This window comes from Geobacter benzoatilyticus (assembly GCF_017338855.1).
Lineage (GTDB): Bacteria > Desulfobacterota > Desulfuromonadia > Geobacterales > Geobacteraceae > Geobacter > Geobacter benzoatilyticus.
Map to the genome: position 1 here is coordinate 681,733 of NZ_CP071382.1, position 22,176 is coordinate 703,908.

The 22,176-nt window shown below is 61.1% G+C and carries 20 protein-coding genes; 8 read left to right on the forward strand and 12 right to left on the reverse strand.

What is annotated here, in order from left to right:
* Positions 1 to 222: 222 nt before the first annotated feature.
* Positions 223 to 678: a universal stress protein gene (locus JZM60_RS03225; RefSeq protein WP_207164086.1), complete on the forward strand. Its 456-nt coding sequence runs from the start codon at positions 223 to 225 to the stop codon at positions 676 to 678.
* Here the strand turns inward: JZM60_RS03225 and JZM60_RS03230 are convergent.
* The 6 genes from JZM60_RS03230 to trmB form a co-directional block, all read right to left on the reverse strand.
* On the reverse strand, positions 668 to 1,465 hold the full coding sequence (locus JZM60_RS03230) for a sugar phosphate isomerase/epimerase family protein (protein ID WP_207164087.1): 798 nt from the start codon (positions 1,463 to 1,465) through the stop codon (positions 668 to 670). The two genes, JZM60_RS03225 and JZM60_RS03230, sit on opposite strands and share 11 nt — an antisense overlap.
* A 5-nt stretch (positions 1,466 to 1,470) precedes the next feature.
* Positions 1,471 to 2,667 (reverse strand): putative nucleotidyltransferase substrate binding domain-containing protein, encoded by a 1,197-nt coding sequence (locus tag JZM60_RS03235; protein WP_207164088.1) that lies wholly within the window; start codon positions 2,665 to 2,667, stop codon positions 1,471 to 1,473.
* 24 nt (positions 2,668 to 2,691) lie between these two features.
* Positions 2,692 to 4,221: a VC_2705 family sodium/solute symporter gene (locus JZM60_RS03240; protein WP_207164089.1), complete on the reverse strand. Its 1,530-nt coding sequence runs from the start codon at positions 4,219 to 4,221 to the stop codon at positions 2,692 to 2,694.
* Positions 4,214 to 4,540 (reverse strand): DUF4212 domain-containing protein, encoded by a 327-nt coding sequence (locus JZM60_RS03245; RefSeq protein ID WP_207164090.1) that lies wholly within the window; start codon positions 4,538 to 4,540, stop codon positions 4,214 to 4,216. Before JZM60_RS03245 ends, JZM60_RS03240 begins: the two co-directional genes overlap by 8 nt.
* Positions 4,541 to 4,631: 91 nt before the next feature.
* Positions 4,632 to 5,834: a tRNA pseudouridine(13) synthase TruD gene (truD, locus tag JZM60_RS03250; RefSeq protein ID WP_207164091.1), complete on the reverse strand. Its 1,203-nt coding sequence runs from the start codon at positions 5,832 to 5,834 to the stop codon at positions 4,632 to 4,634.
* Positions 5,831 to 6,466 carry a tRNA (guanosine(46)-N7)-methyltransferase TrmB gene (trmB, locus tag JZM60_RS03255; protein ID WP_207164092.1) on the reverse strand — a complete coding sequence of 212 codons (636 nt, stop codon included), beginning with the start codon at positions 6,464 to 6,466 and terminating at the stop codon, positions 5,831 to 5,833. Before trmB ends, truD begins: the two co-directional genes overlap by 4 nt.
* Before the next feature lie 136 nt (positions 6,467 to 6,602).
* Here trmB and JZM60_RS03260 point away from each other — a divergent pair, with 136 nt between their 5' ends.
* On the forward strand, positions 6,603 to 7,919 hold the full coding sequence (locus tag JZM60_RS03260) for a DEAD/DEAH box helicase (protein WP_207164093.1): 1,317 nt from the start codon (positions 6,603 to 6,605) through the stop codon (positions 7,917 to 7,919).
* Positions 7,920 to 8,002: 83 nt separating this feature from the next.
* Here the strand turns inward: JZM60_RS03260 and JZM60_RS03265 are convergent, their stop codons facing one another.
* The 5 genes from JZM60_RS03265 to JZM60_RS03285 form a co-directional block, all read right to left on the reverse strand.
* On the reverse strand, positions 8,003 to 9,229 hold the full coding sequence (locus JZM60_RS03265; protein WP_207164094.1) for an ABC transporter permease: 1,227 nt from the start codon (positions 9,227 to 9,229) through the stop codon (positions 8,003 to 8,005).
* Positions 9,229 to 9,939, reverse strand: a complete 711-nt coding sequence (locus tag JZM60_RS03270; protein WP_207164095.1) for an ABC transporter ATP-binding protein — start codon at positions 9,937 to 9,939, stop codon at positions 9,229 to 9,231. The genes JZM60_RS03265 and JZM60_RS03270 overlap by 1 nt, the downstream gene beginning before the upstream one ends.
* A complete protein-coding gene (locus JZM60_RS03275; protein ID WP_207164096.1) occupies positions 9,939 to 11,147 on the reverse strand; it encodes an efflux RND transporter periplasmic adaptor subunit in 1,209 nt (402 codons plus the stop codon). Before JZM60_RS03275 ends, JZM60_RS03270 begins: the two co-directional genes overlap by 1 nt.
* Positions 11,148 to 11,447: 300 nt before the next feature.
* A complete protein-coding gene (locus JZM60_RS03280) occupies positions 11,448 to 12,578 on the reverse strand; it encodes a DUF362 domain-containing protein (RefSeq protein WP_207164097.1) in 1,131 nt (376 codons plus the stop codon).
* A complete protein-coding gene (locus tag JZM60_RS03285; protein WP_207164098.1) occupies positions 12,575 to 13,816 on the reverse strand; it encodes an NAD(P)/FAD-dependent oxidoreductase in 1,242 nt (413 codons plus the stop codon). Before JZM60_RS03285 ends, JZM60_RS03280 begins: the two co-directional genes overlap by 4 nt.
* Positions 13,817 to 14,007: 191 nt before the next feature.
* Between JZM60_RS03285 and xerC the strand changes: the two genes are divergently transcribed.
* Both xerC and JZM60_RS03295 read left to right on the forward strand, forming a co-directional pair.
* Positions 14,008 to 14,892, forward strand: a complete 885-nt coding sequence (gene xerC / locus JZM60_RS03290; protein ID WP_207164099.1) for a tyrosine recombinase XerC — start codon at positions 14,008 to 14,010, stop codon at positions 14,890 to 14,892.
* A 381-nt stretch (positions 14,893 to 15,273) separates the two neighbouring features.
* Positions 15,274 to 16,620 (forward strand): DEAD/DEAH box helicase, encoded by a 1,347-nt coding sequence (locus JZM60_RS03295; RefSeq protein WP_207164100.1) that lies wholly within the window; start codon positions 15,274 to 15,276, stop codon positions 16,618 to 16,620.
* A 122-nt stretch (positions 16,621 to 16,742) separates the two neighbouring features.
* Here the strand turns inward: JZM60_RS03295 and JZM60_RS03300 are convergent, their stop codons facing one another.
* Positions 16,743 to 18,338 (reverse strand): acetyl-CoA hydrolase/transferase C-terminal domain-containing protein, encoded by a 1,596-nt coding sequence (locus JZM60_RS03300; RefSeq protein ID WP_207164101.1) that lies wholly within the window; start codon positions 18,336 to 18,338, stop codon positions 16,743 to 16,745.
* Between the two features lie 254 nt (positions 18,339 to 18,592).
* On the opposite strand from JZM60_RS03300, the gene JZM60_RS03305 reads away from it, so the two are divergent.
* The 4 genes from JZM60_RS03305 to JZM60_RS03320 all read left to right on the forward strand — a co-directional run bounded on the left by JZM60_RS03305 (position 18,593) and on the right by JZM60_RS03320 (position 22,168).
* Positions 18,593 to 18,805 (forward strand): hypothetical protein, encoded by a 213-nt coding sequence (locus JZM60_RS03305; protein WP_207164102.1) that lies wholly within the window; start codon positions 18,593 to 18,595, stop codon positions 18,803 to 18,805.
* Between the two features lie 315 nt (positions 18,806 to 19,120).
* A complete protein-coding gene (locus tag JZM60_RS03310) occupies positions 19,121 to 19,825 on the forward strand; it encodes a GntR family transcriptional regulator (RefSeq protein ID WP_207164103.1) in 705 nt (234 codons plus the stop codon).
* On the forward strand, positions 19,818 to 20,726 hold the full coding sequence (gene prpB / locus JZM60_RS03315; protein WP_207164104.1) for a methylisocitrate lyase: 909 nt from the start codon (positions 19,818 to 19,820) through the stop codon (positions 20,724 to 20,726). The genes JZM60_RS03310 and prpB overlap by 8 nt, the downstream gene beginning before the upstream one ends.
* The gene (locus tag JZM60_RS03320; RefSeq protein WP_207164105.1) at positions 20,723 to 22,168 is read left to right on the forward strand and encodes a bifunctional 2-methylcitrate dehydratase/aconitate hydratase; all 1,446 of its coding nucleotides are present in this window, start codon (positions 20,723 to 20,725) and stop codon (positions 22,166 to 22,168) included. The genes prpB and JZM60_RS03320 overlap by 4 nt, the downstream gene beginning before the upstream one ends.
* Positions 22,169 to 22,176: the final 8 nt, after the last annotated feature.

The window sequence follows — 22,176 nt, forward strand, 5'->3', positions numbered from 1 at the left end:
TTCCGCAATATTAATCTAAAAAATCCACCAAACTGTAGAATATTGTTTTATAATTGTCAAGCATCATCATTTATTTTATAGTTGATTCAAACGCATAGCAGCAGTAACCGTTTTGCGCGTTATGGCTTAAGTCCCTACGCACTCCTATTTTTTACATACGCCCCAGGGAACGGGTTATTCTTCCAGATAGATTGACACCCGTTTTATTCCCAGGAGATTCCCATGCTCAACCTGCGCAAAAAGATCCTTGTTGCAATTGATGGCTCCCCCTTCTCCGACAAAGCGGCGGAAGAGGCCGTGCGGATAGCGGCCGGGAACGCAAGTCAATTCAAAAGCAAAATCTACGCCATGCTGGTCCTCCCCAACGCCCCACGCAGCACCTTCACCGACTTCGTCCCCCCTCCTCCAATTACCGAAACCAAAGAATGGGATGAATTGAGAGAGAGGGTGTTCTATGTAATCGAGAAGAACTCAAGCGAAGCGAATATCCCCCTCGAAATCAAGGTAGTGTATGGCGATCCGGCGGACGAACTCATCAATTTCGCTGAAAAGGAACAGATTGATGTAATCGTGATAGGAAGTTCCGGCAAAGGGTTTCTGAAACGGAAGTTGCTGGGGAGTGTCTCACATAAGGTGGTAAAGAACGCCCCATGCTCGGTCTACATCGTCAGGGGGTAGGAGATTCCGTTTCCTTGCGCAGATAGGAGAGTATCTCGCCAAGGCTCTCGACGATGATCCGCTCGTCACGGGGAAACTCTTCGGGGGAAAGTTCCAGTGTCAGGGTCTCGTTGTAGCCGGTGCTGCGCAGATGATTGAGGAAGCGGGTAAGGGGAAGGATGCCGTGCCCCGGCAGAAGGTGTTCCCGCCCATGGCCGTAGTCGGAAAAATGGATGTTCCTGATTCGGCCGCTGTTGTAGCAGAGATAAAAGTCGTTGATGAAGTTGGCCTTCCCCGACCCCATGTGGGTGGTGTCGAAGGTCATGAAGAGGTTGCGCTCCTGGATGAAGTCGATGAATTTCGTCGTGCTGGAGAGGATGTGGGGGTTCATCCTGACCCGCTTCCCCACCCACGGCATGTTCTCCAGGGTGACGATAACCGCCCCCTGCCCCACCTCCTTCTGGAAATCCATCACCCGGTAGAGCCAGCGCCAGAATCCCAGCTCGCCCCCCATCCAGGACGGGGGATGGAAATTGACCAGCGGGATGCCGCAGTCCGCCGAGAGCTCCACACACCGCTTGAGGGAATCGATGGGGCTCCCCCAGCCGTCCAGGGGCATAAAGGGCGCGTGCATGGAATTTATCGGCAGGATTTCCGCAAGTTCCCGGATAAGAGTGCGGCAGTTGACCTTCTGGAAATCCTGATTAACGATGAGCTCCACCCCGTCGAAACCCGCCTCCCGGGCAATAGTCACGACTTTGCCCAGAGGGAAGGTAAAGAGGGTCCCGGTGGAGAGGGATATCCGCATTCGCCCTACCCCTGTCCGCTGATGCTGCTGTAAACGATCTTCTGAAGGGTTCCCACCGCTTCTAGACCGCTGTGCAGTTCGCGTTTCGCATCGTCGTCAAGTCCTTCGGCATCTATGGCAATGCCCGCCTCCCCTGCAATCTCACGCTGAACGGCATGGCGGCAGAAGCAGTGCCAGGCCCGCAGGAGCCGCTCCGCCAGCTCCACGTCGACCCGTCCCCGATAGAGCAACTCCCGGAGCCGCTCCGCCGTCCCAGTTTCCTGGATATCGAAACGCACTGTCATAATCCGCACGTTGGCAACAAGGGGGCCTATGCCGTAGAAGGCAAGATTGAACATTCCCCGGTCCAGCCGGAGCCTGCCGAAGAAATCAAAGCCCGATTGCATCATCGCCGTCCGCCGGGCTATCTCCCTCAGAGAATCGTCCTGATGCGCGAGCGCTGCCCGGACCAGGTTAACCATCTCGGTCGCCAGGGAGGGATCGCCGCCCACAAGGCGCAGATCGGCCAGCCCCACAAGCCACTCAAGGTCTGCCCCCCCGTCGCCCCCCCGGGCAGAAATCCGCTGGCGCCACTCCGAAAGGCTGCCGCGCCACGATGAAGAAGCTGGAGTGATTCCGGCGCGGCTGCCGATGCCCAGCCGTTCCAGCAACGCAGCCGACCTGCCGCTGAACCCCACGAATGACGGACCAGCTTCGTTCTCCTCATGGACCAGCAGGAAATCGCAGACATCGAACCGGCTCACTTCGCCCCGCCCCGCAGCACCAAGGGCCATCCAGCACCAGCGCCCGGCCGGCCCCCCCACCCCTCCGGCGGACATCTGGGCGGCAATCATCCTCAGGACAGCCATTGTTATCCGGTCCAGGGCAACCGTACGCAAGAGATGATAGGCCGTCACCGACCCGTTACGGCGGAACTGGTCGGCCGCCATGGCCCGCAGCCGGTCCTGGACCAGTATCAGCCCCTGAACATCCTCAACGCCATCCGTCTCGTCCAGAACGCGGGAAAACTCTTCGCGGCTCTCTTTCTCGGACGCCAACTCCTCTTCCAGCGCCCCTTTCACCCCCAGGAGCAGCAACTCCTCCTCCCCCGCCGACAGCTGCGCCATGTGGGCATAGAGTCCCTGGCGCATCTGTTCGATGAACTCGGCAGTACCACGTCGAGTCAGGAGATCCTCACCTCTTGCGCCAAGTAACAACGCCATGTCACAGCTCCTTTAACGTAATAGTCAATCCATGTGGCCGTGAACCCGCTCGGCCAGGAAGCGCCGCATCTCCTCGGGGGGAGGAGGCGTCAGAAGCGACACCACAACCATGATGGCGATAACGGCTGGGGCACCGAAAAAGGCTGAAGAGGTAAGAGGGAATATGACTGCCACAAACGGCAGAAAATGACCGAAGAGGGGGGTCGAAAATGTGATGACAACTCCAGCCAGCATACCGGAGATGACCCCCTGGCGGTTTGCCCTCCCCCACCAGATGCCCAGAAGGAAGGCGGGGAAAATGGTGTTGCCCGCCAGGGCGAATGCCACGGCCGTAATCTCCGCTATTAGCCCCGGCGGGTCGAGGGCGATCACCATTACAATGGCGGCCAGTGCTACCACGGCTCCCTTGGAGAGGGCCATTTTGGTGCTCTCGGACGCCCGTGGGTTGATGAAGCGGTAGTAGATATCGTGGGAGAACGAGGCCGCCCCGTTGATGAGGAGGCCGGCCACGGTGAAAAAGGCGGCGCTCACGGCCCCGGCGGCCAGAACACCCACCATCCAGGGGGGAAGCCCCCCCATGACCGCCGTTTTTATGACGATGATATCGGCCATTTTCCCTGCTGCCGCGGGGGGGAGAGGCATGCCGGAGCGGGCTTCAAGAAGCCGGGCGAAGACGGCGTATGCCGGGGCCGACCAGTAAATGAGGGCAATGAAGAAAAGTCCCCACACGAGACTCCACCGGGCGTCCCTGATGTTGGGCACCACATAGAAACGGGACAGCACATGGGGAAGCCCGGCAGTCCCAACCATGAGGGTGAAGCAGAGGGAAATCCACTGAAAGAGGGAACCGGAGGCAAAGGGAGCAGTGAAATTGATTCCGAACTCCTGCTTGAGATCCTGAATAGCCACCCCGTAACCGAACTGGGGGAGGGGCCAGAAGTAGCCGAGCTTGTAGGCCAGCGCCATTAGCGGAAGGATGAAGGAGACGATGAGGACCGTATACTGGAGTTGCTGGTTGCGGGCCACCCCGAGGACCCCCGAGATTATCACGTACCCCACCACCACAACTGAGCCCAGGATCACGCCGTTCCGGTAACTGGTGCCGAAGAGCCAGCCGAAGAGCATCCCGATCCCCTTGAACTGGGCCGTGCAGTAGATAATCGAAATAATGATGGATATGCCGGCGGAGATGAGTCCGGCAGAGGGTGAAGCGTAGCGGTCCCCCATGAAGTCCGGGGCCGTGTACTTGCCGAAGCGCCGGATCTGCCCCGCCATGAGGACCAGAAGGAGCACGTAACCGCCGGTCCAGCCGATCACATAGGCCAGGGCGTAATACCCCTGGAGATAGAGGAGCCCTCCCATACCCAGGAGGCTCGCCGCGCTCATCCAGTTGCTGGCAATGGCTGCCCCGCCGCCGATCCGGCCGATGTAGCGGCCGCCGATGCCGTAATCGCTGGCGCTCCGGGCGCGGGCGCGAAGACCCGCGACAATGAAGGAAACAAGGGTCAGGGTGACGATGATGAGGGGTGTAAGGTTGGGCCCCGCGTCAGTCATGGCTTCGATCCTTCCTTCTGCTGTGCTGCTCCGTATGGCGGTCGATGTAGATATTGAAGAGGATGCAAAGAATGATGAACCAGAGGGGGAGAAACTGGGCGGTGAACCAGAAATGCCATGGGAACGACAGGAACGTGAGACGGGTCAGTATCCCCTCGCCGTTGGGGCTTTCGGCAAGGAGGAAGAGAATTGCCTGCACGCCGAAATTGGCCGCGGCCCAGCCAAGGAGCACGAAGAGGATAATCACCACCTCGCCGGTCATGTACCCCTTCCTGGGGCGAAAGATATTGACGTCGTACCAGTCGCGGTCATGCCCCATGGACACACCTCCCCGTCGAGACTCGTCTTGAATGCAGGCTGCCTTTTAATTGTACCGGGTTTTGCCGCGATTTCCTCAGGCCGAGCAGGAATCAGGCCTTTACAATCTCCCGCAGGACCGCCGTGGCGTAGCTCCCCTTGGGAAGAGAAAACTCCAGAATCAGCCCACCGTCATCCAGAGAAGCCTGCGGGTTCTCCAATGGGACCCGGAGAGGACGCCGTTCCCCCTCCATCCGGAGGCCGCCGGAGAGATCGAAGGCCGCCGGATCAAGCCCTTCATCCGCAAGGATAGACTGCTCCAGCACCTGTTCCTCCCCTTCGGGCGTGGTCATCCGACAGCCGAAGAGAGGTCCGGAGGGAGAGATTTCAAAGTGCTCCGCCCGAGGGGCCTCGGCCGCAGCATCCGTCACGAGAAAGCAGGCGCCGTTTGCGTGTTTCCAGGCCAGATCCCCACCCCGGACGATATCGAGGGAATCGAGGCGCGCCTCCACCACCCGGTCGAAGAGGGCCGACTGGCAGGCCGATAAGTAGAGCTTTTTGAGGCGGGGATTGACCGCGCGAAAGGCTCCCTCGAAATCGTCGGGGCGCTTCACGAGGCGCTGGATGATGTCCCGCTCGGTGCGGCAGTGCCCAGGGAAGAGTTGCAGGCTCGCCTCCAGTTCCCCCCGTTGGTACGCCTCGATGGCGCTCCGCCACGCCTCCGCCGACACCTTCTCCGGATACCCGATGACAAGGTCCACCGCGGCACGCCAGTCTCCGGCCAGCATGGCCCGGCCGATGAGATGGCTGTTACCCTGAACGCCGTAGCGCTGTTCGCCGAAACGGTTGGGAACGCCGCGCCGCGCCAGCACCGCAAGAATTGTCTCGGCCCTGGAGAGGGCGTCGGGCACCACGCCCCGCACCCGAATCCTGAAGCGGTTTCCCGCCAGATGGCCGAGCTTGAGCTTGTTCCGGTGCCGCACCGCCGAAAGAACGCTGATGCCGGGAAGCTCCAGCGCAAGCACCTCATCCGGCTTCACCCGGGGGAGCGACACGGTCTGGCGGGTCACACCACGGGCATCCTTCATGCCGGCATACCCCACGTCCCGCTCGGAGAGTTTCAGTGCCCGGGCCAGGCGGCGGATGGCATCCAGGGTCGTCACCCCCCGCTTTTCGATGACGGTATAGAGATGCTCCCCCTCGCCGCAGGGGAGGTAGAGGGGAATCTCCTCCACGCAAAAATCCTCGATGGAATCCTTGATGGTACCGCCGGTGCCGGGCAGCCCGGAAGTCAGGTAGCGCTTATCGCCGCTCATTCGGCGCCCCCTGCCGATTTCCGGTAGTGGACGAAGTAGATCCGTTTCCCCTCGGCCATGAATTTCATCATGTACTTGGAGAGGTGGTACCCCTCCAGTTCGTGGCGGTAGCCGTCGGGGGCGAGCATGTTGCCGTAACCCTCAACGCCGGGCATGAACTCCGCCACATCGATGCCGTAGTCGTCGAAATCGGTGGCGAAATAAAAATCGCCCCCCGGCGCGAGATACTCGCGCATAAAGCCGGCAAACTCCCGGTTCACGAGACGCCGCTTGCGGTGCCGCTTCTTGGGCCACGGATCGGGGCAGTTGATGTGGACCGCGCAGAGTGAGCCCTTGGGAATACGCTCAACGATGAAGTTTCGGGCCTCGTCCCGCACCACGCGGACGTTGGGTATTCCCAGCCGTTCGAGCCGGCGGCAGGTCTTGTCACAACCCTTGTTGTAGAAATCGATGGCGATATAGTTGATGCCGGGATTATCGACGGCAGTCTTGGCGATGAAGTCGCCGACGCCGCAGCCGATCTCAAGGGCCAGGGGATTGTCATTGCCGAAAACGGCAGCCCAATCGGCGGGCGTTGACAGTTCATCGAGGTTCAGAAAAAAAGGGGAATCGATTTCAATCATGCGCTGCATTAAGTCAGTTCCTCGGCAGGTAAAAGTGGGCGTACCATACCACAAAAGCACTGGAGCGCGGAAGCGCTTTTCTTGCCATTTCACACCTCCTGTGTTATAGCTATCTGGTTGAAATAACGAAAAAAAGGAACACCGGATGAAATTCAGCGACTTGCACCTCCCCGAGGAGGTGCAGCGGGGCATTGCCGACACCGGCTTCACCGACTGCACCCCGATCCAGGAAAAAACCCTTCCCCTGGCCCTTGCGGGCAAGGATGTGGCCGGCCAGGCCCAAACCGGCACCGGCAAAACCGCAGCATTCCTCATCAGCCTCTTCACCCGCCTCCTCAACAATCCCAAAGGCGGGGAAACCCGCAACCCGCGGGCCCTGATCCTCGCCCCGACAAGGGAACTCGTCGTCCAGATCGAGAAGGACGCCCAGGCCCTGGGCGCCCACTGCGACTTGGTTATCCAGGCCATCTACGGCGGCGTCGACTACATGAAGCAGCGCAGCGCCCTGAAGGAAGGGGCCGACGTGGTGGTAGGCACGCCGGGACGCCTCATCGACTACCTCAAGCAGAAGGTTTACTCCCTCAAGGAGATCGAGGTCCTCGTCATCGACGAGGCGGACCGGATGTTCGACATGGGGTTCATCGCCGATCTCCGCTTCATCCTCCGGCGGCTTCCCCCCTTCGACAAGCGGCAGAATCTCATGTTCTCCGCCACCTTGAACCAGCGGGTCATGGAGCTTGCCTACGAGTTCATGAACGTCCCCGAAAAGGTGGCTGTCACCCCCGAGCAGATGACCGCCGAGAGGGTGGAGCAGATTCTCTACCACGTGGGGCGCAAGGAGAAATTTCCGCTGCTTCTGGGCCTTCTGCGCACGAAGGTGATGGAACGGACCATGATCTTCGTCAACACCAAGCGGGAGGCGGAATTCCTGGACGAGCGGCTCAACGCCAACGACTTTCCCTGCCGGGTCATCTCCGGCGACGTGGAGCAGAGAAAGCGCCTCAGAATCCTGGAGGATTTCAAGAGCGGCAAACTCCCGATCCTCATCGCCACCGACGTGGCCTCCCGGGGGCTCCACATCGACGGGGTCTCCCACGTGGTAAACTACGACCTTCCCCAGGACCCGGAAGACTACGTTCACCGCATCGGCCGTACCGCCAGGGCCGGAGCGGAGGGGAAAGCCATCTCCATGGCCGACGAGGACGGCGCCTTCCACCTGGAGGCAATCCACGAGTACATAAAAGACAAGATACCGGTTGAATGGCCTGAGGACGACCTCTTCGTCCACGACTTCAAGCGGGTGAAGCCCAAGCCCAAGGGACACGAGACCCGGGCCAAGGGGCCGACCCACCACGGACGTAAACACCCGGAAGGGGAAAAGAAGGAAGGTGAAGGGGAGGCGAAGAAGCGCCGGCGGCGGCCACGGAAGAAGCCGGCGGGAGATGCGCCGAAGGCAGATTGACAACCACCCGGGCAGATCGCGAAAAAGGGGAAAGGCACCATGCCTTTCCCCTTTTCACATTCACCGGTCCCAGTTATCGCAAATCACTCGTATCGCAACGCCTCGATGGGGTTGAGGGACGCCGCCTTGCGGGCCGGGTAGAAGCCGAAGAAAATCCCCACCCCGCCGGAGAAACCGAAGGAGAGGAAAATCGCCTTGGCCGAGATGAGAGTCGGCCAGTCGAAGAACTTCGTCACCAGCTGCGCCCCCGCCACTCCGATCACCATCCCGATGATCCCCCCGAAGAGCGTAAGGAACACCGCCTCCGTCAGAAACTGGAGCATTATGTCCCCTTTTTTCGCACCGATGGCCATGCGGATACCGATCTCGCGGGTCCGTTCCGTCACCGACACGAGCATGATGTTCATGATGCCGATCCCGCCGACCACGAGCGAAATTGAAGCCACCGCGCCGAGAAGTATCGACATGACCTTGGATGACTGTTCCGAGGCCGCCAGGATCTCGGAAAGGTTGCGCACCGAGTAGTCCCGCTCCTTCGAGGGGCCGATCCGGTGGCGCTGGTCCAGGAGGGTTGTCACCTCCTCCTCGGCCTGGCTGAGAAGGTCCTTGCTCCGGGCCTGCACGAGGATGGAGCCGACGGTGTTGGGGAATTGGGCGCCGAGGATCTTGCGCTGTGCGGTCTTGAGGGGTAGCAGGATAATGTCGTCCTGGTCGCTCCCCTGGGCCGACTGCCCCTTTTCCTCCAGGAGCCCCACCACGGTGAAGGGGACCCGCTTGATCCGGATCGACTTGCCGATGGGGTCGTCGCTCCCGAAAAGGTTTTCGGCCACGGTCTGGCCGATGATGCAGTTCTTGGTGGCCCCCTCAACGTCGGACGGTGAGAACTCGCGCCCCGCCGCCACGGTCCAGGCGCGGATCTCCAGAAACTCCGGCGTCACCCCCATGATGATCGTGGACCAGTTCATGTTGCCGTAGACCACCTGGGCCGTCCCCCTCACCGTGGGGGCCGCCCGGAGCACTGCGGGGAGCTCGGTGTTGACCGCCCTGGCATCGTCAAAGGTCAGCGTCGGGGTGGTGCCGGCCCCGGCCCTAAGCCCGCCGGCGGTGGTGGTGCCGGGGATGACGAGAATGATGTTGCTGCCGATGCTGGCGATCTGGTCGGAAATGATCTTCCGGGCGCCGGAACCGATGGCGATCATGATGATGACCGCCGCAATGCCGATGATGATTCCGAGCATGGTGAGAAATGAGCGCATCTTGTTGCTGCGCAGGGCCCGCAGCGATATCCGGAAACACATGAGGAGGTCCATCAGGGCATCCCCCCCGTGCCGGCTCCGGCATTGAGGCTGTCGTCGATAATCATGCCGTCCCGGAAGGACATGACCCGTTTCGCGTGGGCGGCGATGTCCGCCTCGTGGGTCACCATGATGATGGTGATTCCCCGGTCGTTCAACTGGCCGAAGATCCGCATGATATCCTCACTAGTTGCGGTATCCAGGTTTCCGGTGGGCTCGTCGGCCAGAAGCAGCGTCGGATTGTTCACCAGTGCCCGGGCAATGGCCACCCGCTGCTGCTGCCCACCCGAAAGCTGGTTGCTGTAGTGGCCGGCCCGCTCGGCGAGCCCCACCAGGCCGAGGGCCGCCATGGCCCGATCGCGGCGCTCCGCCGCCGGCACCCCCCCGTAGATGAGGGGAAGCTCCACATTCTCCCGGGCGCTCGTACGTTTCAGGAGGTTGAACCCCTGGAAGACGAACCCCAGCCGACGGTTGCGGATATCGGCCAGCTCATTGGGGGAAAGCCGCCCCACGTTCACCCCCCCGAGGAGGTAATCGCCGGAAGTGGGGACATCAAGGCAGCCGAGAATGTTCATGCAGGTGGACTTACCGCTCCCCGAAGCCCCCATGATGGCAATGTACTCCCCCTCCCCCACCGTGAAGGATATCCCCCGCAATGCCTCCACCCGCTGGTCTCCCATGGTGTAGACCTTGGTAACATTGGCGATTTCGACGACCCGCTCCATCAGAACCTCATGGGCGGTCCGCCGCCGCTTCGTTTCTGCTTGCCGTTGGGGGTGGTCTCCTGAACTATGACTGCATCCCCCTCCTTGAGCCCGCCGGATGCCACTTCAACATGACTGTCGTTGCCGAGCCCCGTGGCAATCTTAACCGGCACCGGCTTCTTCTCGGCCGTCAGCACGTAGACCTGCTGCCCGCCATCGCCCTTGACCTTCATCCCTCCTGGACGCCCCCCCATGCCACGGGGTTCGCTCTCATCCTTGCCGGAACCGGGCCGGTAGCGGAGCGCCGCCTTTGGCACCTTTAGGACGTTGTCCTTGCGCCCCACCTCGACGGCTACGTTGGCGGTCATTCCCGGCTTCAGCTTCAGGTCGGGGTTGGCCACGGTAATCACCACCACGTAAGTGACCACATTCTGGGTAACCACCGGGGCGTTGCGCACCTGGGCCACTTGAGCCCTGAAGGGGGTGTCGGGATAGGCGTCCACCGTAAAAGTGACCGGTTGCCCCACCCGCACCCGGCTGATATCAGCCTCATCGACGCTGGTCTCAATCTGCATCCGGGTAAGGTCCTGGGCAATAGTGAAAAGGGTCGGGGTCTGGAAGGAAGCGGCCACGGTCTGCCCCACGTCGACGCTGCGGGAGATGACGACTCCGTCCACCGGCGAGCGGATGGTGGCGTTGTTCAGGTTAGTTTCGGCCCTGGTCAGGGCTCCACGGGTCTGGAGCACGGTGGCCTCGGCAGCCCTCACCGCGGCAACGGCCTCTTCGGCGCGGGTCTCGGCGGTATCGAAGTCCCCCTGGGAAACAACCCCGTCCTTCACTAGCTGCCGGTTCCGCTCCATGGTTCGCTTCGCATCGGTGGCGGTGGCCCGGGCCTTGGCCAGATTCGCCCGGGCCGCGAGAAAGTTACCCCGGGTCTGCTCCACCTCGGCGTTGAAGAGGGCCGGGTCGATCTGGGCGATGACCTCCCCCCGCTTCACGGGCGAGTTAAAGTCCGCAAAGAGCCTCTGGATGGTGCCGGAAACCTGGGTTCCCACCTGGACGGTGGTGACGGCGGAAAGATTGCCGGTGGCGGAAACCGTGGCGACGATGTCGCCCCGTTCCACCGGAACGGTCCTGTAGGTACGCTCCGGTTCCCGGCCGGCAAAGATGTAGTACCCGCCAGCCACGGCCAGGACGAGCACCGCGGCAATGATGGCGACTCTTTTCATGACGACCTCGAAAGGGGATTGGTTATGCTTGGTATGTATAACAGAAACGTTCCGGCACTGGAACCGTTGACACGAAAAAGCCCCCTGCCATGGGGCAGGGGGCTGGTGGTTAAGCCCGCCGCACTAGGCGACGGGCAAGATTCGGCAACCCTCCTTGCAACGGGTTACCGGGCGAAGCATATAGATCGTGGTCCACATGGCCGAGGTCTCCTTTCGCAATGATGTTCCCGCGTTTGCGGGCCTAATTCAATAGTAATCACCCCCATTTGGAATGTCAACGGAGGGGGCGATTAAATATCTTTATACGAATTTCTTAATAATCTTCAGGAGCGCCCCCTCCCGTACCTCCAAGACCCCCTGGGGGCAGAGCTCCCGGCAGCAGAAGCAACGGATGCAGGCATGGTAGTCGAACCGGAGCTTGCCGTCCCGGATCTCGATGGCCCCGGGAGGGCAGGTATCCCGGCAGATGCCGCAAAGGTTACAGGCATCGGGATTGCCGCAGGGGCGCGACGTGAGGTAGTGCCTGAGCCGGTTCTTGAGAAAGCGGGGCAGGCCGAACTGGACATCGGAAATGTGGGGAAGGCGAAAAGGGGAAACCCGCGCATCGTCAAAACACAAGCCGCAGGTGTCGATGGCGCCCCGGTCCCAGCCGTCGATGCCGAGCTTCTCGGCGGCCCGCTCCACCCAGAGAAGCTTTTTGGGGATGCCGGCCAGCTCCGCGGCGATGACATCCACCGCCACGGCGTTCGCCCCCGCCAGGAGGAGCCCGCAGTGGCGCGGGTCGCCGCTTCCCGGCCCGTCCCCTTCCATGGCGAGTATGCCGTCCACGATAGTCAGGTCGGGCAGGCGCAGGAGGTAGATCTCCAGTAGCATCCGGGCGAAGAGCTCCCGGTCGGCCCCCGCCTTCAGGTGCCACCCGGCCTTGGCGGTCCCCACCACCGCGCCGAAGAGGTTCTTCACGGCACAGGTCATGGTCATCATCTCGTGGGTCTTGAGCTTGGGGAGGTTGATGAGGCGGTCCGCCTCCAGGTAGGGTCGGGCAATCTGAAACTCCCGGAAGAGCCCCCGGCCCCGCACCGTTACCGTTTCGTCGAAGGGAGCCAGCTCGGCCCCGGTCTCCTCCACCACGGCCAGGATGCCGCTTCGCTCCGCCACGCGCCGGATGCCGCCGACGCCGGGGGAATCCCCCACAAGCGGAACACCTCCCGCTTCCCGCACAAGGGCGATCACCTGCCGGAGAATTTCCGGGTGGGTCGTGACCGCCCGCTCAGGCTCCCTGGCCGCAAGCATGTTCGGCTTCAGGAGGACCCGCTCCCCCGGTTTCACGAAAGAAGCAATACCCCCCAAGGGCGCCAGGAGCCTGACAAGGGCAGGCTGCAACACATCTGGATGGTACGTTTCGGCCCGCCCGATGGCGACGGTGTACCTCACTCCTCCACCCGCTCGGTAATGAGCCGCACCTGCCGCTCGTGGAACCAGTAGTACCAGATCCAGTTGAGCATGACGACGATCCGGTTGCGGAAACCGATGAGATAGTAAAGGTGAAGCAGGAGCCAGACGAGCCACGCCGGGAACCCCCGGAACTTCATGCCGGCGGCACAGGCAACGGCGGCGCTCCGGCCGATGGTGGCCATGCTCCCCCGGTCGTGGTAGCGGAAGGGCTGCGGAGCCTCCCCCTTTTCCCTTGCCAGGATGGCCCCGCCGGCATAGATTCCCATCTGCATCGCCACCGGCGCCACCATGGGAAGCGCCGCACCGTCCTGCTCAAGATACGCCATGTCCCCGATGACATAGACCTCGGGATGGCCGGCAAGGGTCAGGTCCGGCTCCACGGGAACTCTCCCCCCCGGCCGGGATGCTGCGCCCAGGGCCGAGGCCAGAGGGGCAGCTTTAACCCCCGCCGACCAGAGGAGCGTATGGGCCGGGATGACGGCGCCGTCGTGGAGCGTAACCCGCTCGGAAGCCGCATCCACGACCCGGGCATTGAGAACGACCTCGACCCCCATGCTCCGCAGCTTTTCCAGGGTATACTCCTGGAGCTGGGAAGGCATGCTGGCAAGGAGCCGGTCAAAGGCCTCCACCAGCACCACCCTTGCCGTTTGCACGCTTAATTCCGGGTAGTCCTTGGCCAGAACGAAACGGACGAGCTCGATGAGGGCACCGGCGAACTCCACTCCGGTGGGTCCGCCCCCCACGATGACAAAGGTCATGAGGGCCCTGCGCCGGGCCGGATCGGGCTCGACCACGGCCCGCTCGAAGGCGGTGAGGATGTGGTTGCGGAGCCGCTCGGCATCCACAAGCTCCTTGAGATCGAAAGCGTGGCGCTCCACCGATTCGAGACCGAAATAATTGGTGACGCTTCCGGCTCCGACAACAAGGTAATCATAGGGAATCCGGCCCGTGCTGGTCACGACCTCCCGGGCAGCGAAGTCGACTCCGGCCACCTCCGCCAGATGGAAGCGGGTGCCGGCCCAATGCCGGGACATGGCCCGTACCGGATAGGCGATGGATTCCTGCTCAAGCCCCGCCGTACCCACCTGGTAGAGGAGGGGCTGAAAGAGGTGGTAGTTGTTCCGGTCCACCAGCACCACATCGAGCCCTTTTCCTGCAAGAACGCGGGCGGCCCTGATGCCGCCGAATCCCATGCCTATGATGACAACCCGTTTCACTATATTCTGCCCTCCACCGCTGTCCGGCTCTCCGGAAATATGCGCCGATCTCACCTCCTGCGCCTTGACCGCGGTCAAAACCAGAGGAAATAAGAATACCCTGTTTTCCCCCTTTGAACAACCGGCGCCAGATTCAACAGGCTGTTACGCAAAAAATCTGCTATGGTAGCTCCAATCAGAAAGGAGCCGCCATGGAACAGGAGATAGCCGACTTCATCCGCCACCTGGAAACGGAGCGCAACTCCTCGCCCCACACCCTTTCCGCCTACCATTCCGATCTGGCTCAGTTCATGGGGTTCATCCAGGATGAGCTCGGGACGGCAGCGGCACCGGAGCAAGTTACGCACCTGCTGATCCGGCGGTGGCTCGCCCTCCTGCACCGGGATCACTCCAAAAGCTCCGTGGGACGGAAGCTGGCGGCGGTGCGGGCCTTTTTCAAACATCTCGTCCGGACCGGGCGCCTCAGTAAAAATCCGGCGGAACTTGTTTCAACCCCCAAGAAGGAAAAGAAAGTACCCTATCACCTCTCCATCGACGAAGTGACAGCTCTGGTGGAAGCGCCCCGCGAGCCCGGCATCCTGAGCCTGCGGGACCGGGCAATCCTGGAAACCCTTTACTCCTGCGGAGTCCGGGTGTCGGAACTGACCGGCCTGAACGTGGGAGGAATAGACCTTGATGGAGGCACTGCCCGGGTGCTCGGCAAGGGGAGCAAGGAACGGATCGTGCCGGTGGGAAGCCTCGCCCGCGCCGCCCTCGCCCGCTACCTCGACGCCCGGAACAACCCTCCCCCCGAAGCCCCTCTCTTCACCAACGCCAGGGGGGGACGGCTCACCTCCCGCAGCGTCCGGCGCGTGGTGGACAGGCACATCCTCCGGCTCGCCACCATGCGGAAGATTTCCCCCCATACCCTGCGACACACCTTCGCCACCCATCTGCTGGAGGGGGGAGCGGATCTGCGGGCAATCCAGGAGCTTCTCGGCCATGCTTCGCTCTCCACGACGCAGAAATACACCCACGTCGGCATCGACCGCCTCATGGAGGTCTACGACAAGGCCCATCCGAAGGCCCGGAAATAAATCCTTGTCATTTCATTAATTATCCCGTACAGTACCCGCTGACTGATCAACGCTCAGGCGGAACCTGCCACCAAGGCACACCTTCGAAGTACCCCCGCCATTTGCTTCATCGCTCACTAACCCCCTTTGCTTACGGCAACGCCTCACGGCGCAGCAGCACAAACGGTTGGCGACGATGTTTCATGCCAGTCATTTTTGTGTTGTTGCCGTTCTCCTCCAGGGCATCAGGTTGTCCTGCGGCTCACACGCACACTTTTGCAATCTTTCCGGTGACAATCACGGCGCCCGTCTCGACGCGCGTGGCATGGTGCGTTGCATGCCCACGGCCTCGTCAGGGAGTGCCCATTGCCCCCGGAAAACGACTCAAAGGAACTCCATTACATGACGTTTTCCGAACTGAACCTCCTCCCCCCCATTCTTAAGGCGGTCTCCGCCTGCGGCTACACCGAACCGACGCCGGTCCAGGCCGAAGCGATCCCCAAGGCACTGGAAGGGCGCGACCTTATGGCCACCGCCCAGACCGGCACCGGCAAAACCGCAGCCTTTGTCCTGCCGGCACTCCAGCGGCTGGCTCTTCCGGCACAAAAACCAGGCCGGGGCCCGCGTGTCCTCGTTCTGACCCCGACCCGTGAACTGGCCCAGCAGGTCACCGATGCGGTCCGCTCCTACGGCAAGCTCCTGAGGATTCGCAGCGGCTCCATACTGGGCGGAATGCCCTACCGGGAGCAGCTCCGGCTCCTTTCAGCCCCCGTGGACCTGATCGTAGCCACACCTGGACGCCTTGTGGACCTCCTGGACCGGGGAAAGCTCAACCTCTCCCGACTGGAAGTTCTGGTTCTCGACGAAGCCGACCGGATGCTCGACATGGGTTTCAGCGATGATGTGGACAAGATCGCCGGAGCCGCGCCAACGGACCGGCAGACCCTCCTCTTCACGGCCACCATGGACAATACCATGGCGCGACTGGCGAGCCGCCTGCTGCGGGACCCGGAGCGGATCGAAATCGCCACCCCCAAAACGACCCACGAGCATATCGAGCAGCGGCTCCACGTGGCCGATGACCTGTCCCATAAGAACAGGCTCCTGCAGCATCTGATCACTAGGGATGAGCTCAAGAAGGCAATCATCTTCTCAGCCACCAAGCGCGACGCCGAAAACATGGCCATTGAACTCAGGAGCCAGGGGCACTCGGCTGCGGCCCTCCACGGCGACATGCCCCAGAATGCCCGCAACCGGACCATCGCCGCCATGAAGCAAGGGCGGATCAGGCTCCTGGTGGCAACCGACGTGGCGGCCCGCGGGCTGGACGTCTCCGGCATCAGCCATGTCATCAACTTCGACCTGCCGAAATTCGCCGAAGACTACGTCCACCGCATCGGCCGCACCGGCAGGGCGGGGGCATCGGGCATTGCCATCTCCTTCGCATCCCTTAGCGAAGTCAGCTACCTGGCCCGGATTGAGCGCTACATTGGCCAATCAATCCCCGAGCACCGTATCCAGGGTCTCGAACCGAGCCGCCCCCTCTCCCGCGTCTCGGCCAACCGTGGCAGCAGGCCGGGAACCGGCACCGGCGGCCCCCGGAAAAACTACGGGAACCGCGACGCAGCCCGGACGGGCAACAGGTCCGGCGGCGCCAAACGCACCCCCTGGGGCAAGCAGACTTCTTCCAACGGCCCGATTGTGGAGTATCGCAACTCCAAGGGGCGCCAGGGAAGCAGACCTTCCTGACAGCACAACACCAACCGGGCAGAGGAAAAATCATCGGACATTTTCTTGTAACTGCCGCTGAAGCAATAAAAAACCCCCACCGTTTTCCGGTGGGGGTTTTTTGCTTTAGATCGATGCGGCTCTTATTCGCAGAGGTCGATCTTCACATCCCAGTTCTTGATCTTCATGGTGCCGTTCTGGGCCAGGTTGAGATGCATCTTGAAGGCGCGGTCCCACAGTTGCGGCTCGTGGCCGACCTTCTTGGCAAGGCAGTCCTTGCTGGCAATTTCGAGGTACTCGCTGAGAATCGGCTTGTAGTCCGGATGGGCGCACTTCTCGATGATCCGCTTGGCGCGCTCCTTCGGAGCCATGCCGCGGAGGTCAGCCAGACCCTGCTCGGTAACGACGCAATCCAGATCGTGCTCGGTGTGGTCGATGTGGGAGCAGTGCGGCACCACGCAGGAGATACCGGTCGGGTCGGTCTTGGAGGGACGGCTCGACGGGGTGTGCATGATTTTCAGGAAGCCGTTGCGGAGGAAGTCGCCGGAGCCGCCGAGGCCGTTGATCATCCTGGTGCCGCCGACCAGCGTGGAGTTGGCGTGGGCATAGATGTCGATCTCGACCGGGGTGTTCATGGCGATACACCCGAGACGGCGGATCGGCTCAGGAGCGTTGGAGATGGAGAGCGGCCGGAGGGTGATCTTGTCGAAGTACTTCTCCCAGTTCTCGAAGAAGCGGGGGAAGCCCGGGGTCTCGGAAAGGGAGAGGGAGCAGGAAGAAGCGGCGTCCAGCTTGCCCGAGTCGAACAGATCGAGCATGGTGTCCTGGAGAACCTCGGTGTAAACGGTCAGGTTCTGGAACGGTCCCTTTGCCAGGCCGCCGATGACGGCGTTGGCGATGGAACCAACACCCGACTGGAGCGGCAGGAGGTTCTTGGGCAGACGGCCCATCTTCACTTCATGGCTGAAGAAGTCGATGATGTTGTTGGCGATGGCCTCGGAGGTATCGTCCTGCTCGGAGAAGGCGCGCCCCTTGTCCCGGTGCTTGGACTCGACGACAGCAATGATCTTGCTCGGGTCGCACGGCACATAGGTGGTGCCGATCCGCTCGCCGGCATGGGTGATGCCGAGGATCTGCCGCTTCGGGGGATGGTTGCAGACGACGATGTCATGCATACCTTCGAAGGAAGGCTCGCCGGTGTTAACCTCGACGATGATCTTGTCGCAGATCATGAGGATCTCGGGGATGACGCCGCAGGAAGTGGTGGGAACCAGGCCGCCGTCCTCGGTGATGGCGGAAACTTCGATGATGGCGAGGTCCAGCTTGCCGGACTCGCTGTCCTTGGTGTAGAAGCCGTAGCCAAGGTCCTGGGCAAAGAGGGAGAGGTGCTTGTCACCCATCCGGATACGCCCTTCGTTGATGCCTGCGGCGATGTTCTTGCCAGTCTGGTACGGCCAGCGGCGGTCGATCATGTCGAGGGTGGCCCAGCGGTCTTCGGTTTCGGCCCCGACGGAAGCGCCGATGAAAAGGTTGAACTTCATCTTGCCCTGGAGGTTGTTCTTCTCAACGTGATCTGCCAGCGCAATGGGTACAGCCTTGGGGTAACCGGCCGGGGTAAAGCCAGACCAGCCGAGGTTCATTCCAGGCTTGAAGAACTGCACCGTCTCTTCAGCCGTCATAACCTTGTTCATAAGCGACTTGCAACGTACGCGGTCCTGCAGTGTGCCGTACTCAGACATCTCGTACCTCCGTTGTGTGATGGTGATTACAAGCAAAGCCTGTAAACGCTGAATCAGAAACCGTTGATTCCCGGGCATCGGGAAGCCCCAAATTGCCGCGAAAGCCGGTAGTGTCTACCAAAAATTAGAACCGGATTTTACTTACGCGACTACCTTTAGTCAAGTTAAAAAAACATTAACAATTCACAGAATAGCCCGTCTCGTGCGGCATACTGCATACACTTGCAAGCAGGGTGGGCAACGGGAAGGGACGATTGTTGTCAAAAAGATGCTTTGCGGTCACGGCTACGGCACTGGGCCGCTTCGGAAAATTGCTGCTCCCGAACCCCGCCTCTTCCGTGCAGGCCGACGGCGGCGCGAGCACCCTCACGCCTCCCCCGCAACAACAGACCTGGAAAGCGATACGCGGCGACCCCTTCCAGCAGCCTACAACCGACCGTACCAGGCTTGCAGAGCTTCTATTATGAAACGGGGTGTCATATAGGCGTTAATCTGCATGACAAAATGACCCATATGGAAGAATCGAATCCCCACTCCAGCATCGTACTTCACGCCTTCAGGACTATTCAGACGACAGGAGATGCCGGTCACCGAATCCATCCGAAAGACTCGCAAAGCATATAACCCAGCCGGACCCCATTAGCTTACTCATATTTAACAATTTTACCAAAATATAATTTTTTTACCAACAATAAAAATGTCGACACTTTTTGCTTGTACATTAAAACAGAGGGGTATAAATGATGAACAATTCAATTTTACAGAGAGGAAGTGTCGACACCATGAGACCTCCGGTTAACGATGCCAACCAGTCCGCCCCCCCATTGACGGATCGGATTTTTGACGTCCTGCAGGACTCAATCATTAGGGGCGAGATTCCCGCAGGGAGCAAGATTTCAGAGCCCGAGCTGGCCAAGGCATACGGCGTAAGCCGGGGAACATTGCGCGAAGCCATGAGCCGCCTGGAAGAAAGGCATCTTGTCGTCCGGGCGCCGAACCACGGTGCCAGGGTCATCTCCCTTTCCTATGAGGAACTGATCGAGACCTACCAGATTCGCGAAGCCCTCGGGGGGTTGGGATGCAGGCTCGCCGTCCGGAACATGACCGACAGCGAGATCGAAGAATTGAAAAGGCTTCTGGATGAGCACGAGAAGAGTATTGAGGAAGATCAGGGGCTTTCCTATTACCAGAAGGAAGGGGAATTCGATTTCCACTACCGGATTCTGCAGGGAAGCCGCAACAAGAAGCTGTTGACCATTCTGGACGGCGGTCTCTACCAGTTGATCAGGATGTACCGGTACCAGTTCAGCAATGAAAGCCCCCGGCCATTACTGGCGCTCAAGGAGCATCGCCGTATTGTCGAGGCCATTGAGGAGCGGGACGAGGATCTGGCGGAACTTCTCATGCGCCGCCACATACGAACGGCACGCCTTAGTGTCGAGGAACGGCACAAAAAAGCCATGGCAAAGGACGGGGGCAATGTCTGAGCACATTTCTGCCGGAAGGCGTTTCCGCAGGGCCATTGAAGCTGAAAGGCCTCTTCAGGTTGTGGGGACGATCAACGCATACTGCGCAATACTGGCCGAAAAAGCAGGCCACAGGGCAATTTACCTTTCCGGCGCCGGGGTCGCCAACGCGTCGTTCGGCCTTCCCGACTTGGGCATAACTTCCCGCAATGATGTCCTGGAAGAGGTCCGGCGCATTACCGGCGTTTCGCCTCTTCCCCTGCTGGTCGACATCGATACGGGATGGGGAGAGGAATTCGGGATCGCCCGTACGGTTAAGGAGATGATTCGCGCAGGGGCGGCAGCGGTTCACCTTGAGGACCAGGTGGAACCGAAGCGCTGCGGCCATCGCCCCAACAAGTCCGTTGTTTCGAGGAGCAGAATGGCCGACCGGATAAAGGTCGCTGTGGATGCCAGAGACGATGGGGATTTCATGATAATGGCCCGTACCGATGCCCTGGCGACCGAAGGGCTTGAAGCAGCCGTCGAAAGGGCTGCCCTCTATGTGGAGGCAGGCGCGGAGAGCATCTTTGCGGAGGGGGTGACCGATCTGGCGACGTACAGTCAGTTTGCCGATGCCATCGCCGTGCCGCTCCTGGCAAACATGACCGAATTCGGGAAAACGCCCTACTACACGAAAGAGCAGTTTGCCGAGCAGGGGGTGGCCATGGTGCTCTATCCGCTGAGCGCTTTCCGGGCCATGAGCAAGGCCGCGCTCGATGTGTATGAAACCATCCTCCACGCCGGGACCCAGGAACCGGTTGTGGCTGCCATGCAACCCCGGGAGGAACTCTACGACCTGCTCCACTATTACGATTACGAGCAGACGCTCGACCGGCTGTCTGCCCGTGGCACTGCCGAAAGCGGGGAGGAGGGCCGATGAGAGCGACTGCCGAAGTGAATGTCAGGCCAGAGCCCGATCAGGTGATGGTCGATATTGCCGACTACGTCACGGGCTACCGGGCAACCAGTGACGAGGCCCGTGAAACTGCCCGCTACAGCCTGATGGACGCTCTCGGGTGCGGCATGCTGGCCCTGACGTTCCCGGAATGCAGCAAACTTCTTGGGCCGATAGTCCCCGGCACCGTCGTACCCCACGGCTCCCGGGTGCCGGGTACCCGTTACGAGCTTGACCCCGTCAAGGCCGCCTTCGACATCGGCTGCATCATACGGTGGCTCGACTTTAACGACACCTGGCTGGCCGCGGAATGGGGGCACCCATCCGACAACCTGGGGGCGATCCTGGCCGTTGCCGACCACCTGAGCCGGCGCAGCATTGCCAAAGGGAAAGCTCCGGTGACCATGGGCGAGGTGGTGACCTGCATGGTCATGGCCCATGAAATCCAGGGGTGCCTGGCCCTGGAGAACAGTTTCAACCGGGTGGGGCTCGACCATGTCCTGCTGGTCAAGGTCGCTTCGACCGCGGTTGTCATGAGGCTTTTCGGGGGGACGAAAGAGCAGATAATCGATGTCCTGTCCCAAGCGTGGGTCGACGGCCAGAGCCTGCGCACCTATCGCCATGCGCCCAACACCGGCAGCCGCAAATCCTGGGCCGCCGGAGATGCCGTCAGCCGGGCGGTACGGCTGGCCCTCATGACCCTCCAGGGGGAGAAGGGCTATCCGAGCGCGCTCACCGCCCCAACCTGGGGATTCTACGATGTCTCCTTCAAGGGGAAGCCGTTCCGCCTCCAGCGCCCCTATGGCTCCTACGTCATGGAAAACGTGCTCTTCAAGATCGCCTACCCTGCGGAATTTCATGCCCAGACAGCCGTCGAAGCCGCCGTGCGACTCCATCCCCAGATGCGGGAACGACTCCCGGACATCGAAAAGGTGGTCATCACCACCCACGAATCCGCCATCCGCATCATCAGCAAGACCGGCAAACTCCATAACCCGGCGGACCGGGACCACTGCCTCCAGTATATGACCGCAATCGGCCTCATCTTCGGAACCCTGACCGCCGACCATTACGAGGAGAAGGCGGCGGCCGACCCCCGCATAGATGCCCTGCGGGAGCGGATGGAGGTGGTGGAAGAGCCCCGCTACAGCCGCGAATACCTTGAGCCGGATAAACGTTCCATCGCCAATGCCGTCCAGGTGTTCTTCCGTGACGACACCTGCACCGAGCGTGTCGAGGTGGAATATCCCCTGGGGCATCGTCGGCGCCGCGCCGAAGGGATCCCGCTTCTGCTGGAAAAATTCAGGAGAAACCTTGCAGTACGTTTCCCCGAAGAACAGGTCCAGCGGATAGTCGATTGTTGCCGGGACCAGCAGCGCCTGGAGAATACTCCCGCCCATGAATTCATGGAGTTGTTTTGCGTCTGATTATCGTA